At 73.7% G+C, this 13,524-nt stretch carries 16 protein-coding genes; 7 read left to right on the top strand and 9 right to left on the bottom strand.

Features of this window, described 5'->3' with window-relative positions; genetic code table 11:
• Positions 1-66: 66 nt before the first annotated feature.
• The 5 genes from TR42_RS02495 to TR42_RS02475 all read right to left on the bottom strand — a co-directional run bounded on the left by TR42_RS02495 (position 67) and on the right by TR42_RS02475 (position 6,365).
• A complete protein-coding gene (locus TR42_RS02495; RefSeq protein ID WP_042212732.1) occupies positions 67-1,710 on the bottom strand; it encodes an NAD(P)-binding protein in 1,644 nt (547 codons plus the stop codon).
• Positions 1,707-2,702 carry a thiamine pyrophosphate-dependent enzyme gene (locus TR42_RS02490; RefSeq protein WP_042212731.1) on the bottom strand — a complete coding sequence of 332 codons (996 nt, stop codon included), beginning with the start codon at positions 2,700-2,702 and terminating at the stop codon, positions 1,707-1,709. The genes TR42_RS02495 and TR42_RS02490 overlap by 4 nt, the downstream gene beginning before the upstream one ends.
• Complete coding sequence (locus TR42_RS02485; protein WP_042212728.1) at positions 2,699-3,928, bottom strand: transketolase C-terminal domain-containing protein; 1,230 nt, start codon at positions 3,926-3,928, stop codon at positions 2,699-2,701. Before TR42_RS02485 ends, TR42_RS02490 begins: the two co-directional genes overlap by 4 nt.
• A gap of 1 nt (position 3,929) precedes the next feature.
• Entirely contained in the window at positions 3,930-4,538 is a 609-nt protein-coding gene (locus TR42_RS02480) for a 2-oxoacid:acceptor oxidoreductase family protein (protein ID WP_042212727.1), read from the bottom strand.
• Positions 4,539-4,658: 120 nt separating this feature from the next.
• Positions 4,659-6,365, bottom strand: coding sequence for a hypothetical protein (locus TR42_RS02475; protein WP_042212725.1), 1,707 nt, complete (start codon positions 6,363-6,365; stop codon positions 4,659-4,661).
• Positions 6,366-6,532: 167 nt separating this feature from the next.
• Between TR42_RS02475 and TR42_RS02470 the strand changes: the two genes are divergently transcribed.
• The 3 genes from TR42_RS02470 to TR42_RS02460 are packed head-to-tail and all read left to right on the top strand — an operon-like array spanning position 6,533 to position 7,895.
• Positions 6,533-7,024 carry a gluconokinase gene (locus TR42_RS02470; protein ID WP_042212723.1) on the top strand — a complete coding sequence of 164 codons (492 nt, stop codon included), beginning with the start codon at positions 6,533-6,535 and terminating at the stop codon, positions 7,022-7,024.
• Complete coding sequence (locus TR42_RS02465) at positions 7,021-7,320, top strand: DUF1905 domain-containing protein (RefSeq protein ID WP_042212721.1); 300 nt, start codon at positions 7,021-7,023, stop codon at positions 7,318-7,320. Before TR42_RS02470 ends, TR42_RS02465 begins: the two co-directional genes overlap by 4 nt.
• Positions 7,317-7,895 (top strand): hypothetical protein, encoded by a 579-nt coding sequence (locus TR42_RS02460; RefSeq protein WP_042212717.1) that lies wholly within the window; start codon positions 7,317-7,319, stop codon positions 7,893-7,895. Before TR42_RS02465 ends, TR42_RS02460 begins: the two co-directional genes overlap by 4 nt.
• A 15-nt stretch (positions 7,896-7,910) precedes the next feature.
• Here the strand turns inward: TR42_RS02460 and TR42_RS02455 are convergent, their stop codons facing one another.
• Both TR42_RS02455 and TR42_RS02450 read right to left on the bottom strand, forming a co-directional pair.
• Positions 7,911-8,756, bottom strand: a complete 846-nt coding sequence (locus TR42_RS02455; RefSeq protein ID WP_236623324.1) for an ADP-dependent NAD(P)H-hydrate dehydratase — start codon at positions 8,754-8,756, stop codon at positions 7,911-7,913.
• A gap of 5 nt (positions 8,757-8,761) precedes the next feature.
• Positions 8,762-9,319: a GNAT family N-acetyltransferase gene (locus TR42_RS02450; protein ID WP_052405517.1), complete on the bottom strand. Its 558-nt coding sequence runs from the start codon at positions 9,317-9,319 to the stop codon at positions 8,762-8,764.
• 44 nt (positions 9,320-9,363) lie between these two features.
• On the opposite strand from TR42_RS02450, the gene def reads away from it, so the two are divergent.
• A complete protein-coding gene (gene def, locus TR42_RS02445; RefSeq protein WP_042212714.1) occupies positions 9,364-9,864 on the top strand; it encodes a peptide deformylase in 501 nt (166 codons plus the stop codon).
• Here the strand turns inward: def and TR42_RS02440 are convergent, their stop codons facing one another.
• Positions 9,865-10,542 carry an NAD(P)H-hydrate epimerase gene (locus tag TR42_RS02440; protein WP_052405516.1) on the bottom strand — a complete coding sequence of 226 codons (678 nt, stop codon included), beginning with the start codon at positions 10,540-10,542 and terminating at the stop codon, positions 9,865-9,867.
• 150 nt (positions 10,543-10,692) lie between these two features.
• On the opposite strand from TR42_RS02440, the gene TR42_RS02435 reads away from it, so the two are divergent.
• Genes TR42_RS02435 through TR42_RS02425 form a run of 3 tightly spaced genes read left to right on the top strand, consistent with a single transcriptional unit; the run spans position 10,693 to position 12,171 of the window.
• Positions 10,693-11,190, top strand: coding sequence for a DUF3145 domain-containing protein (locus TR42_RS02435; RefSeq protein ID WP_042212713.1), 498 nt, complete (start codon positions 10,693-10,695; stop codon positions 11,188-11,190).
• An 18-nt stretch (positions 11,191-11,208) separates the two neighbouring features.
• Complete coding sequence (locus TR42_RS02430; protein ID WP_052405515.1) at positions 11,209-11,556, top strand: nuclear transport factor 2 family protein; 348 nt, start codon at positions 11,209-11,211, stop codon at positions 11,554-11,556.
• 33 nt (positions 11,557-11,589) lie between these two features.
• Positions 11,590-12,171: a TetR family transcriptional regulator gene (locus TR42_RS02425; RefSeq protein WP_042212710.1), complete on the top strand. Its 582-nt coding sequence runs from the start codon at positions 11,590-11,592 to the stop codon at positions 12,169-12,171.
• A 17-nt stretch (positions 12,172-12,188) separates the two neighbouring features.
• Here the strand turns inward: TR42_RS02425 and TR42_RS02420 are convergent, their stop codons facing one another.
• A complete protein-coding gene (locus TR42_RS02420) occupies positions 12,189-13,508 on the bottom strand; it encodes an arylsulfotransferase family protein (protein ID WP_143058870.1) in 1,320 nt (439 codons plus the stop codon).
• Positions 13,509-13,524 lie beyond the last annotated feature (16 nt).

Below are 13,524 nucleotides of genomic sequence, written 5' to 3'. Positions count from 1 at the left end.
TCGGCCGGAATCCGACACCTATGCAGCATCGGGGCGCATGGGCGGCAGGGGAGCTCGCGCGCGCAACTACCTGACCTCGGGGATCATGTCGATCGCGCCGCACGGGCACTCGGCGGCGCAGATGCCGCAGCCCTTGCAGTAGTCGTAGTCGATCTCGTAGCGCATGCCCGGCCCCAGCTTGGTGATCGCGTCGTCGGGGCACATCCCGAAGCAGTTGTCGCACTCGAAGCACGAGCCGCACGACATGCATCGCCGCGCCTCGAAGACCGCATGCTCGGTGTCGAGCCCGGACAGCACCTCCTCGAAGCCCGTCACGCGACGCGCGGCCTCCAGCGCGGACCGGTGCTGCTTGGGCGCATCGGAGTAGTACCAGGAGTTGAGCCGGGACGCGGTGGCCTCGCGCTCGACCGGCTCGGCCGGCAGCACGCGTGAGGCGAGGTAGGCGTCCACCGCTGCGGCGGCCCTCGCACCGCGCCCGATCGCGTACGTCGCGGTGCGCGAGCCGGGGGAGACGTCACCCGCCGCGAACACGCCCTCGCGCCCGGTCATGAGCGTCGCGGGATCCACCTGCACCACGCCGCCCTCGACGGAGATGTCCGCCGCCCCCTCGAGCAGCGTGAGGTCCGCGTCCTGGCCCACCGCGAGCATCACGGTGTCCGCGTCCAGCTCCTCGAACTCGCCCGTGCCGTGCGGCCGTCCCTCCTCGTCGAGCTCCATCCGCTCGATGGTGAGGTGCGGCCCCTCGACCGCCGCGATGGTCGACAGCCACTGCACGCGCACCCCCTCGCCGACGGCCTCCTCGAGCTCCGTCGGGTGCGCCGGCATCTGCTCGCGCGTGCGCCGGTAGACGACCACCGCATCGGATGCCCCGAGCCTGCGCGCCGTCCGCGCGGCGTCCATGGCGGTGTTGCCGCCGCCGTACACCGCGACGCGGCGCCCCACCAGGGGCGCGTTGCCCTCCGCGACGTCCCGCAGCACGTCGATCGCGTCGACCATGTGCGAGGCCGCGCCCGCCGGGATGTCGACGTGGTGCGCGACCCCCGCGCCCATCGTCAGCACCACCGCGTGGAACTCCGCCTCGGCGGCACGGAGGTCTGTCACCGGAGCCCCGCACTCGATACGCACGCCGGTGTCCTCGATCCGCCGGATCTCCGCCGCGAGCACGTCGCGCGGCAGCCGGTACGCGGGGATGCCGTAGCGCAGCATGCCGCCGGGCTCGGCGGCGGCCTCGCGGATCACCACCTCGTGGCCTCGCTGGTGGAGGTGGTACGCGGCGGACAGCCCGGCGGGGCCGGAGCCCACCACGAGCACGCGCCTGCCGGACGATGCGGCGGGGACCGGCAGCGCCCAGCCGCGCTCGATCGCAGTGTCGCCGAGGAATCGCTCGACCGCGTTGATCCCGACCTCCTCGTCGACCTCGGCGCGGTTGCAGGCGGTCTGGCAGGGGTGATAGCAGATCCGCCCCATCACCGCAGGCAGCGGGTTCGCCGCGACGAGGCGCCGCCACGCCTTCTCCAGGCCCGGCTCGCCCTCCTGCACGGAACCCAGCCAGCCGCGGATGTCCTCGCCCGACGGGCACCCGAGCGAGCACGGGGGAGCGAGGTCCACGTAGACGGGCCGCTCGGTGCGCCAGGTGCCCGTGTGATACGCGAGCGAGGTGGCGGGGCCGGTCGACAGGCCGACTGTCGGCGGGGCATCGTGACCGTTCATGACTCGCCTCCGAGCAGGTGGTAGCGGCGGATGTTGGCCTCCGCGACGGCGCGCCACCGCGCGAGGGCGTCCTCGCCGCCCGGCTTGAAGAGGTGGGCGAAGCGCGCCTGCGGCTCGAGGTACTCCGTCACGTCGACGCGCTCGCGGATGCGCTGCACGTCGGTGAGCTCGCCCGCGCGCGCCTCGACCACCGGGAAGATCCCGGACTGCACCGCGGCCCTGGCGAGCGCGATGGACAGTCGCGACTCTGATCCCCACCCGACGGGGCACGGCACGAGCACGTGCAGGTAGCGGGCGCCGTGGATCGACATCGCCGTCCGGACCTTCGCCTCGAGATCTCGCAGGTCCGCCGGGGTCGCGCTCGCGACGTAGGGGATCTCATGCGCCATCGCGATCTTCACCATCGACTTGCCCTGCCCCCACGCCTGACCGGGCGCGCGCCCGACCGCGGGGGTGGTCGCGGTGCGGGCGGCGGCCGGAGTCGCGGACGAGCGCTGGACCCCCGTGTTCATGTAGCCCTGGTTGTCGTAGCAGACGTAGAGCACGTCGTCGTTGCGCTCGAACATCCCGGAGACGGCCGCGAGGCCGATGTCCACCGTGCCGCCGTCGCCGCCCTGCGCGAGGACGCGGATATCGTCCTTGCCCTGCGCATGCAGGGACGATGCGATGCCCGTGGCCACCGCGGCGGCGTTGGCGAACACCGAGTGGATCCACGGCGGCTTCCACGCGCTCTCGGGGTACAGGGTGGAGAACACCTCGAGGCAGCCGGTCGCGTTCGCGACGATGAGCCTGCCTCCGGACGCCTCGACCGCGGTGTCCATGACCCACCGGGCCGCCAGCGCCTCCGCGCAGCCCTGGCATGCGCGGTGGCCCTTGGTGAGCGACGAGGGCCGGTCCGTGTGCGACTGCACGGACCGCTCGTCCTCCGAGAGCAGGCGCCCGCCGACCGCGAGCGAGCCGGTCTGGAGGAACGGGATGTGGACGGTGGTCATCGGTGCACCTCCGTCGCGCCGTGGTGCGGCACGGGGACGCCGCCCTCCTTGAGGTCGAGGAACTCGAGCGGCTCGAGCTCGCCCGCGTGCGCGCGGCGCACCACGTCCTGGAGCGAGGCCTCGAGGATGGGCCTGCCGCCCAGCCCGGCGACCACCGAGCGGACGCGCGAGCGGGTGCCGGCGAGCGCCCGGCCCACGTCGCCGGTGAGCACGCCGCCCGACCCGAGCTCGAGCGCGCGGTCGATCACCACCACGTCCCGCGCGCCGCCCAGCGCCTCGCGCAGCGCGGTCGCCGGGAACGGTCGGAAGGAGCTCAGCCCCACGAGCCGCACAGGCACGCCCTCGCGGCGCAGCGCCGGGAGCGCGGCCTGGAGGGTGCCCAGCACCGAGCCCATCGCCACGACGACGACGTCGCCCGCATCTGCCGGCGGCGCCTCGCGGTCCCGGTCGAGGGTGTCGGGGGCGTAACGGACCGCCAGCCCGCCCGCCTCGCGTCCGAAGGCCTCGCGGAAGCGCTCCGACCAGGCCTCGATCACGCCGGCGGCGTCGAGGAAGCGCAGGTGCTGGAGGTACTTGGTCTCGGTGAAGGACTCCGGTCCGGCCATGGTGCCGATGGTGGTGGGGTGGTCGATGTCGAGCACCTGTGCGGGTGCGTACGGGGGCAGGAAGGCGTCGATCTCCGCGGCGGTCGCGAGCTCGAGCACGTCGGTCGCGTGGGTGAGCACGAAGCCGTCCATGCAGACCATCGCGGGGATGCCGAGCTCCTCCGCCGCGGCGAACGCGATGACGTGGAGGTCCGCCGCCTCCTGGTTGTCCGCCGCGTAGAGCTGCAGCCAGCCCGCGTCGCGCAACGCCATCGCGTCGGAATGGTCGTTCCAGATGTTGATGGGCGCCCCGATCGCGCGGTTCGCGACCGTCATCACGATCGGAAGCCCCATGCCCGCGGCGTTGAAGACGGCCTCCGCCATGTAGAGCAGCCCCTGCGACGCCGTCGCGGTGTACGCCCGCGAGCCGGCGGCCGAGGCGCCGATGGACACCGACATCGCGGAGAACTCGGACTCGACGTTGACGTACTCGCAGCCCTCGAGCTCTCCCGTGCGCGCCATCGCGGACAGCGCCTCGACGATGTGCGTCTGCGGGGAGATCGGGTACGCGCAGACCACGCCGGGCCGGCACCGTGCGACCGTCCGCGCCACGGCCTGCGAGCCCTCGAGCACCTCGCGCATCTCAGTCCTCCCTCGTGGACGCGGCGGCGGTCTCCGCCTCGGACATGCCGGTGAGCTCGTCGCGCACGAACGCGAACGACTCCTGCGCGGCGGCGGCGTTGGCCTCGCCCACCGCTCCCGGGAAGCGCGCGCGGAACACCTGTTCGACGGCTTCGAGCGTGACGTCGTCCGCGCTCGCGGCGTAGGCGGCGAGCATCGCGGCGGCGGGCTTGGGCCTGCCGAGATGGCGCAGCGTGATCGACGTCGCGGGGACGGTCACCACTGTCGCCTCGACATCCTCGGCGCCCGCGGCGGCACGGACCTCGTGCGCCGACGTGGTGGTGTCGACGATGACGAGTCCGCCCGGGGCCAGGCCTGCGAACACGCCGCCGGTCGCGAGCAGCGTCGGGTCCTGCACGAGCACCACGTCGGGGGCGAGCACGGGCTCGCGTGTCCTCAGGGGGGCGTCGTCGAAGCGGCAGTACGACACGACCGGCGCGCCGGTGCGTTCGGAGCCGAACGACGGGATCGCCTGCACCTCATGGCCGGCGAGGAAGCCGGCGCGTGCGAGCATCTCCGCGGCGGTGACCACACCCTGGCCGCCGCGGCCGTGGATCCTGACCTGCCGCATGCGCATGTCCTTCGCGAGGCCCGGCGGCGGCGCGATCGCGCGATCCGGAAGGGGACGTCGCCGGCGACCTCCACCCCTTCACGCTATGCCCGGAGGGGTGGTCCGCCCGGGACGGAGGTCCTACGCGTCGGGGGACGATGCGGCGGGCACCGGCGGCGTCGGGTCGGCCTCCGGCGAGGAAGGCTCGGGCCTCCGCTCCGGGATGAACCGGAACGCGGCCCACGCGCTGAGAGCGATCGCGCCGAAGCCCGCGACGATGAGGAGCCAGGTGAGCAGCGGGGTCTGCGACGACTGCCAGTCGTTGCCGGTCGGCACCGCGATGAGCACGAACGCGACGGCCGCCACGAAGTACGCGGCGCCCCACGCGCGCCGGCTCCAGTCGTGGATCGCCTTGCCGTCGAGGTACGTGAACGGCAGGAGGCCCACCACGAGCGCCGCGAGCGTCTCGAGCACGATCCCGGCAAGGGTCTCCTCGACGAGCGTCACCGCGACGCCGTCCGATCCGGCGAACACCGACTCGAGGGCGCTGAGGGCGAGCCACGAGAGGACGCCGACCGCGAAGGCGGTGCCCACGCCCAGCAGCGCGAGCCGTCCCTCGTACCGGGACGAGATGGAGCGGCCGTACTGGACGCTCACGACGACGCCGAACAGCAGCGCGGGCTCGATGTGCAGGGTCTCGGAGACCACCACCGAGATGGTGACCACGATGAGCGCGCCCGGCAGCGGCGTGAGCCTTCCTGGCGCGCGCGCACCGCGCCGGGCCGCGAGCAGCCGGCCGCCGTTGAGGCCGAGGTTGAGCACCGTGAGCGAGAGCCACAGGCTCACGTAGGTGATCGCCTCCTCGGGCCCGAACCGGAAGCCGGTCTGCCCCAGGCCCAGGATCAGCGTCGCGAGCGCGACCGTGATGCCGCACGCGATCCATGGGCGGCCCAGCGCGCGGGCGAGGCGGGACCGGCGGCGCGCGCCGCGGCGCCTCGGGGTGAGCCATCCGAACGCGCGCGAGTAGTTCTCGGTCAGCGTCGACTGGAGCAGCTCCGCGGGGATGCCCGCGAGCAGCAGGAAGGCCGAGGCGAGGGTGAAGGCGGCTGCGATGCGCAGCGGGGAGAGCTCGAGATCGCCGAGCGTGGGGATGGTCGGCGCGAGCCACGGGTAGCCGTCCGCGGGCTCCGGTTCGGCCACGGCCACGGCCTCAGGCTCGGGTGCCGCCACCGGGTCGGGTGCGGCGGCCGGGGCCGGTGGCGCCTCGGCCGCCGGGGACGCGCTCGGCTCGGGCGTCGGCAGCGGGGCCGCGTCCAGCACCTCGACGAGGATGGGCGCCGGCGCGATCGCGGGGAGCGCCTCCGCGATGGTGACGGCCGCAGTCGCGGTCGACGGCTCGATTCCGTCCCCCGTCAGCGTCGCCACCACCTCATGGGCCCCCGCCTCCGCGGCCTCGGGCACCACCGCGACGAGGGTGAGCCCGCCGTCGGCGGCCACGGTGGTCGCGCCCATGGGCAGCGGCGTCGAGTGGAGCTCGACCTCGACCCGTGCGCCCGGAGGCAGCCCTGTCGCCGCCACAGTGAGGCTGTCGCCTCGGTGCAGCGTGCCGCCCGCCAGGTCGGCGCCGTCCGCACCCGACAGGGAGAAGGCCCAGAGGAGACGGACCGCCGCGGGCGGGGGAGCCGGGTACTCCTCGGCGGCTTCCGCCGTTCCCGCGGGCGGCGCCGCCGCGGCGCCGGGCAGGACGAGCGTGCTGAGCGCGAGCGCCACGATGATCGTCGCGAGGGCGAGCGCCCCCATGCGCCGCGCGCCGGTGCGCGGCATCGTCACCCACGCGGGTCTCCCCATGCGCGGATCCTTTCCCCCTGATCCCGGGATCGCGGCGCGGCGCGGGGCGTTCCGGGATCCCCTGGAGGGCATGGTAGTTCCGGCATGCGACGCCGCGTGTCCGAAATGCGAAGATTTAACGCGCTGGAAACGCAGGTCCTCCGGCAGCGCTCATCGAGGGGGTACGGATGGTCGAGATCGTCGTCATGGGCCCGACCTCGACGGGCAAGTCGACCGTCGGTGCGGCGCTCGCCGCCGCGCTCGGTATCCCCTTCGTCGACGGCGACGATCTTCACCCGCCGGCGAACGTCGCGAAGATGGCCACCGGGACCCCGCTCGCCGACGAGGACCGTTGGCCATGGCTCGACAGGGTGGGCGAGGCGCTCGCCGAGGCGGCCGCGTCCGGGGGAGCGGTGGTGGCGTGCAGCGCGCTGCGACGCGCGTACCGCGACCGCATCCGGGCAGCCGCCCCCGGTGCATCGTTCCTCGAGCTGTCGCTCAGCGAGGAGGAGGCGCTCCGTAGGTGCGCCGCCCGCGAAGGCCACTTCATGCCGGCGGCGCTGGTCGCGTCGCAGTTCGCGACGCTCGAGCCGCTCGAAGGCGGTGAGGCGGGGCTGCGCATCGAGGCGACGGCGCCCGTAGCGGAGATCGTCGCGGCGGCAGTAGCGTCGCTCGGGTGACCGCCTACGAGTTCGACGCGACCCTCTACCCGTGGGACGCGCGCACCGAGACCTGGATCTTCGTCGACCTCCCCTTCGACATCGCCGACGAGATCGAGGATGCGCAGCACGGCCCGAGGCGCGGGTTCGGCGCGGTCAAGGTCGAGGTCACCGTCGGTGCGACCACGTGGCGCACCAGCATCTTCCCGTCGAAGGAGCGGCGGACCTTCGTGCTGCCCGTGAAGAAGGCGGTGCTCAAGGCGGAGTCGCTCGCGCCGGACACGGTCGCCTCGTTCAGCCTCCGGACGGTCGCATGACGCGGACGCCCGCCGCGGCGGCACCGCGCGATCCGTTCGTCGCCGCGTGGATCGCGACCGCGGTCGACATCCCGCTCTACTCGGTGATCGCGACGGTGCTCGCCTACGCGGGCGCTCAGGTCTGGGAGGCGGGCGCCGGCGGCGCCGCGGGGCTGCCGCGCGCGATCGACGACATCGAGGCGGCCGTGCTCGTCGCGCACATGCTCATCATCGCCGCGGGGATCGGGCTGGTGGCGCACACGATCGGCCGTTGGGTCCACGTGCGCACCCGCGAGCTCTCGCGGCGGCGTGCGGTGGCGTCCTTCGCCACGATGGGAGGGCTGCTCGGCCTGGTCCCCGCCGGCGCGGTCCTCGTTGCGACAGGGGAGCCCGATGCGGCCCTCTTCGTCGCCATCGCGATCGTCGCGCCGTGCGCCCTGGTCGCGGGGCTCACGCGGCTGGTGCTGCCACGGGTCGCCGCGTCGGAGAAGGCCGTCACCGGCTTCGCGATCGTCGCCGTGATCCTCGTGCTCGCGGCCTTCACCGTGCTCGCGGTGCTCATGGTGACGATGCCGGGCGGGGGCGCCCTGGACTGACCGCCCTTGACGGGCTCAGTGCGCGAAGAGGTCCGCGACCACGGCAGGCACGGCCGCGGCGACGTCGAGCGCGGCGACCGGGCCTCCGCCCGACGCGCGCTCGGCCGCGCGCGCGTGGACCCAGGCCGCGCACGCGCCCGCCACGTCCGCCGGCAGCCCGGAGGCCAGCAGCGCTCCCGCGATCCCCGCGAGCACGTCCCCGGCTCCGGCGGTCGCGAGCCACGGCGGCGCGAGGGGAAGCTCGATCGCGCCGCCGCCGGGGGAGACGACGAGCGTGACCGCGCCCTTGAGCAGCACCGTCGCCCGCGCGGTCTCCGCGAGCAGCCGCGCGTGGCCCACGCGATCGTGCTCGACGTCCGCCGCGGTCGCGTCGTGGCGGAGCGCGTCGAGCGTGCGCACCAGCTCGCCGACATGCGGGGTGAGCAGCACGCGCTCGGCGCCGATCGCGCGCGCCCCGGCGGCCCTCGCGCGCGCGACGGTGGCGAGCGCCCCCGCGTCCACCACCATCGGCGCGGACTCCGCGATCACGGCGCCGATCGCCGCGTCCTGCTCGGGGTAGTCCGCGACGCCCGAGCCCACGATCCACGCCTGCGCCCGCGGCACCCGCTCGGCCACGTCGACGGGGTGGTGGACCACGGCCTCGGGACGATGCGCGAGCACCAGGTCCTGCGCGCGCTCGGGGCCGACGTACCGGACCATGCCCGCGCCCGCGCGGATCGCTCCCGACACCACGAGCGCCGCCGCGCCGGGGTACGCCTCGGACCCGGCGATCGCGCCGACCACGCCGCGCGAGTACTTGTCGTCGGCCGCGCCGGGGACGGGCCACGCGGAGGCGACGTCGTCGCGCTCCCATACGCGCATCGGCGTCACCGCGTCAGGGTGAGCACGTAGAGGTCGGAGTGCATCCAGCGGCCGTCGCGCTCGATGTCGTTCTCGACCCGCCGGTCCAGGGCCAGCCCCAGGTGCGCCATGACCTTCGCCGAGGCCTTGTGCTCGGGTCGGCAGCGCGCGTGGACCTGCTCCAGCGCATCGTCCTCGCGCAACGCCTCGATGACCGCGTGCACGGCCTCGGTCGCGATCCCGCGACCCCAGAGGTCCCGCCGCACCACCCAGCCGAGCTCACGGATGTCCGGCGTCGCGTCGAGCGGACCGCGGTCCTCGCCGTAGACGCCCACGCCGCCGACCACGGTCCCCGCCGGGATCCGGCCCGCCGATCCCACGGTGTCCTCCTTGAGCGTGATGGCCCAATGCGCGGGCGACCCGGCGTCCGCGGCCACCTCGATCCAGGCGTCCGTGTCCTCGGTGCTGTTGGGCCCCCAGTCGGTGAACCGGCAGACCGCCGGGTCCGAGGCGTAGACGTGGACATCCGCGGCATCGTCCGTGGTGAACGGGCGTAGCAGGAGTCTCGCGGTCTCGAGGGTCATATTCCGACGATACGCCGGCGCCCGGGCCGTGGGAGGATAGCGCCATGGCAATGCGCGACATCCGAGTCATCGGCGACCCCGTCCTCCGTACGCCCTGCGACCCGATCACCGAGATCGACGACCGGGTGCGACAGCTCATCGAGGACCTGCTCGAGACCGTCGACCACGACGGCCGGGCCGGGCTCGCCGCCAACCAGATCGGCGTGGGGCTCCGCGCGTTCTCGTGGAACATCGACGGCGACATCGGCTACATCATCAACCCCGAGATCATCGAGGTGAGCGAGGACTTCCAGGAGCTCGGCGAGGAGGGCTGCCTCTCGGTGCCGGGCCTCTGGTACGCCTGCGAGCGTCCGGCGTACGCGCGCGCCGTGGGCACCGACCTCAACGGCGACAAGGTGGAGATCGACGGCGAGGAGATCTGGGCCCGCCTCATCAACCACGAGGTCGACCACCTCGACGGCAAGCTCTACCTCGACCGCCTGCGCAAGGACGTGCGCCGCCAGGCGATGCGCGAGCTCCGCGAGTCGCTCGAGTCCGCCCGCTGATCAGGAGTCGAGCTCGACCCCGACGTCGGCCAGCACCACGCGCCCAGCGGCGCGTGCGGCGGGCTGCTCCACCAGGCAGCGCTTGAGCGCGGTGAAGGTGACGGTGACGTCGGCCACCACGTGACGGCCCGGCGCATCGTCCTGCGCGGGTGGGAGCTCGCCCGAGTCGGCGGCGAGGCCCGACGGCACGTCGACCGCGACGATCGGGAGGCCGGCGTCGACGGCGCGGCCGAGGATCGACCACGCGTCGTCTGGCAGTCCGAGGCGCCCGCCGATCCCCGCGAAGCCGTCGATCACCAGCTGGGAGTCGAGCACCCGCTCGCGTCCGAGGGGGAACGCGACGCCCGAGACGGCGCCCTCGCCCGCGGCCTCCTCGAGCAGCCGGACGCCGCGCTCGTGGGCGCGGTCGGCCGTCACCACGGCCACCACCCGGGCGCCGCGGCGCGACAGCAGCGCGCCCGCGAGCAGCGCATCCCCGCCGTTGCTCCCCGAGCCGGCGACCACGCACACGCGGAGGCCGTCGAGCGGGAGTCCGCGCGCGGCCGCGAGCTCCGCGGCGGCATCGGCCACCGCGGCGGCGGCGCGGTCCATGAGCGCGTCCTCGGGGACGGTGAGCATGGTGCGCCGCTCGGCCTCGCGCAGCGCGGCGACCGTGACGACGTGATCGCTGGCGGTCATGCGGCCACCTTCGCACACGGGTCCGACATTCGGTGGCGAGTCGCTGGCGCTCGGCGCGGACCTGAGGCAGAATCAAGGCACACCCGGTGTCATGGACCGGTTTCCAGCGAGGTCGTAGGGGAAGACGCACCTCACAGGAAGGAAAGGGACATGGCTGCAATCACCCGTGGTGTCCTTTTTGTGCACTCCGCGACCCGAGCGATGACTCCGCACATCGAATGGGCGGCGCAGGGAGTGCTGGGTTCGCGCGCCTCCTTCGACTGGACCGATCAGCCCGCGGGCTCGGGTCTGCTCCGCTCCGAGGTGTCGTGGCAGGGCCAGCAGGGCACCGGTGCACGTCTCGCCTCCGCGCTGCGCGGCTGGGAGCACGTCCGCTACGAGGTGACCGAGGAGCCGTCCTTCGGATCCGACGGCGCGCGATGGTCGCACACCCCGTCCCTCGGCATCTTCCACGCCGTGATCGACTCGCACGGCAACACCGTGGTGCCCGAGGACCGGATCCGCGCGGCGCTCGACAACGCCGACAACCTCGCGGACGTGCGGCGCACGATGGACCTCGCGCTCGGGACCGCGTGGGACGAGGAGCTCGAGCCGTTCCGGTACGCCGGTCACGGCGCGCCCGTGCGCTGGCTGCACCGCGTGGGCTGAGCCGTGCCGCTCGATCACATGGACGAGCTGACCCTCCAGGCGCTGGAGGAGTCGATGTGGCGTCCGGAGACGCGGTTCGACCGTGCCTACATGGAGGCGATCCTCGCGCCGGGCTTCCTCGAGATCGGACAGTCGGGCCGTGTCTGGAGCCGCGAGGACTCGGTCGGGCTGGCGCCGGTGGCGATCGACGTCCACCTGCCGCTGGGCCGCCTCGAGGTCGTCGAGCTCGCACCGGACGTCGCTCAGGTGCGTTACACGTCGACGCCCGAGCACGGCTCCCGCGGCGCCGCGCTGCGCTCCTCGATCTGGGTGCGGACGGACCGGTGGCGGCTGCAGTTCCATCAGGCCACGCCCACCGCCACCTGAGCAGAGATAACGCTGCACGCTAGGGTGGGCGATGTGAGTGAGCATCGTCGACCGGGACGCCCGCAGATCGCCGACCCGGAGAAGATCGGCCTCGAGGCCGCAGCACTGTTCGCCGAGCGCGGCTACGCCGGGGTGTCGATGGACGACGTCGCGGCGCGCAGCGGCGTCTCCCGACGCACGCTGTTCCGCCATTTCGCCAACAAGGCGGACCTGGTCTGGCACGACTTCTTCGTCGCGTACGGCCGGCTCGAGGACCTGCTCGCGCACGAGGCCACGGGGCCCGGCATGGCGGGGCTGCGCAGCGCGCTGCGGCAGGTCCTCACCGAGCGCCCGTCGGGGTCCGACCTCGACCGCGTGCGCTTCCGGATCATCGGCGAGTCCGACGAGGTCTTCGCCGCGGGCGTGAGGGGTCTCGGCGTGATGACGGCGGGCCTCGCGCATCAGCTGTCGCGGGACGGGATGCTCGATGAGAACGGGGTCGAGGCGCGCGCCGCCGGCCAGGCCGTCACGGGCTGCATCCTCGCGGCCTCGGTGTGGTGGGCGCAGCACTCGGACGACGAGCTGGTCGACGTGATCGACGCCGCGCTCGCGCGCCTCGAGCAGGGCATCGCCTGACCTGAGTCCGCCGCAGGTCAGCCGAGCAGCCCGCGCGGACCGACCACGGCCTGGTAGCTCACGGTGTGCCCGAGATCGGGCTGCTCCGCGGCGACGTCGGTGAGGAGGTCGCGCTCGACCGCCGCGTCGAAGTCGACGGTGACGCGCGCGACCTCCCGGCCGTCCGCTGTCATCACGGACACGCCGGACTCGCTGCAGCCCCAGGACACGGCCCAGAACGTCTCGGCGGCGTCCAGGGGACGCGCGGAGCCCGTGCATCGTGACCCGCGCCCCTGCGGGTCCTCGATCACGGCGTCGACGGTCGCCGTGCCGCCCGCGACCGTGAAGATCACCGCACGGGCGACGCCGGCGCCCTCGGAGCTGTTGTCGAACACCGAGAAGCGGTCGCCGCCGAGCCACCGGAAGTCGTGCTGGCCGCTCAGCACCGGTCGGTCGCCCAGCAGCCCGTCCGGGTCGGCGACCTCGAGCGCCTCATCGGTGCTGTTCTCGCCGAAGGTCCACAGGACCTCGCCGCTCGCGACGTCGATCGCCATGACCGAGCTGAGGTGCCGCATCGAGACGTAGACCGTGGTCCCCGCATCGTCCGGCTGGATCGAGTTGCAGTGGAACGGGTCGTCGGGGTTGTACACGAGCGTGGTGGTGGCGTCCTCGAGCATCGCCTCGCCGAGGTGATCGAGCGCCGACCACTCCCAGACCGGCTCTCCGTCGCGGACGTGCACCACGTCGCAGTCGAGGATGCGCTCGAGCGGTCCGTCCTCGGTGGGGACCTCGCACGGACCGATGCCGTCCTCGCAAGTGACAGGGACGTAGCGGTCCGCCCAGAAGCCGCCTCCGTCCGCGTCGAGCGTGACGGTGTGGAAGTCGAGGTCGAGATCCTCGGTCGACACGTCGACGTCCGCCCCGGCGGCGTCGAGGGTCGCGATCCGGCTGCAGAAGCCGTAGCCGCCGCTCTCGGCCAGGCACGCCCTGCTCATGCCGACGAGCGCATCGTCGGACGCGGAGAGCGCCGCGAGGCTCGCCCCGGAGGCGTCGACCACCGCGCGCGGGCGGAGGTCGCCGCCGAGCTCGATCACCGCCTGAGGTCCCGCGGTGAGCAGGGGAGCGGCGAGGTACACGGACGCGTCGACCGCCGCGGCCTGCGCCGCGAGATCCGCGTCGATCTCCTCGTAGAGGAGCGCGTAGGGCTCGAGCGCGGTCGCCGGATCGAGCGCGTCCGCCTGCGCCTCGGCCGCCGTCGACGATGCGGGGGAGGAGGGTGCGGACGCCTCGCCGTCGGCGCACGAGCCGACGGCGAGGACCAGAAGGGCGGACAGGCCCGCGAGCAAGGGGCGTCTCACGCCCCGAACGTAACCC

It is taken from the genome of Demequina mangrovi, from assembly GCF_000759715.1.
Lineage (GTDB): Bacteria > Actinomycetota > Actinomycetes > Actinomycetales > Demequinaceae > Demequina > Demequina mangrovi.
Note: the sequence above shows the minus strand (reverse complement) of the source record. Positions and strands in the feature narration are given on the sequence as shown.

What these genes read in the sequence shown, in the direction of transcription:
- TR42_RS02430 (WP_052405515.1), top strand. Translation starts at nt 11,209, where the DNA reads ATGGACGAGCTGACCCTCCAGGCGCTGGAGGAGTCGATGTGGCGTCCG.
- def (WP_042212714.1), top strand. Translation starts at nt 9,364, where the DNA reads ATGGCAATGCGCGACATCCGAGTCATCGGCGACCCCGTCCTCCGTACG.
- TR42_RS02490 (WP_042212731.1), bottom strand. Translation starts at nt 2,702, where the DNA reads ATGACCACCGTCCACATCCCGTTCCTCCAGACCGGCTCGCTCGCGGTC.
- TR42_RS02475 (WP_042212725.1), bottom strand. Translation starts at nt 6,365, where the DNA reads ATGGGGAGACCCGCGTGGGTGACGATGCCGCGCACCGGCGCGCGGCGC.
- TR42_RS02485 (WP_042212728.1), bottom strand. Translation starts at nt 3,928, where the DNA reads ATGCGCGAGGTGCTCGAGGGCTCGCAGGCCGTGGCGCGGACGGTCGCA.
- TR42_RS02440 (WP_052405516.1), bottom strand. Translation starts at nt 10,542, where the DNA reads ATGACCGCCAGCGATCACGTCGTCACGGTCGCCGCGCTGCGCGAGGCC.
- TR42_RS02495 (WP_042212732.1), bottom strand. Translation starts at nt 1,710, where the DNA reads ATGAACGGTCACGATGCCCCGCCGACAGTCGGCCTGTCGACCGGCCCC.
- TR42_RS02470 (WP_042212723.1), top strand. Translation starts at nt 6,533, where the DNA reads ATGGTCGAGATCGTCGTCATGGGCCCGACCTCGACGGGCAAGTCGACC.
- TR42_RS02450 (WP_052405517.1), bottom strand. Translation starts at nt 9,319, where the DNA reads ATGACCCTCGAGACCGCGAGACTCCTGCTACGCCCGTTCACCACGGAC.
- TR42_RS02480 (WP_042212727.1), bottom strand. Translation starts at nt 4,538, where the DNA reads ATGCGGCAGGTCAGGATCCACGGCCGCGGCGGCCAGGGTGTGGTCACC.
- TR42_RS02460 (WP_042212717.1), top strand. Translation starts at nt 7,317, where the DNA reads ATGACGCGGACGCCCGCCGCGGCGGCACCGCGCGATCCGTTCGTCGCC.
- TR42_RS02455 (WP_236623324.1), bottom strand. Translation starts at nt 8,756, where the DNA reads ATGCGCGTATGGGAGCGCGACGACGTCGCCTCCGCGTGGCCCGTCCCC.
- TR42_RS02435 (WP_042212713.1), top strand. Translation starts at nt 10,693, where the DNA reads ATGGCTGCAATCACCCGTGGTGTCCTTTTTGTGCACTCCGCGACCCGA.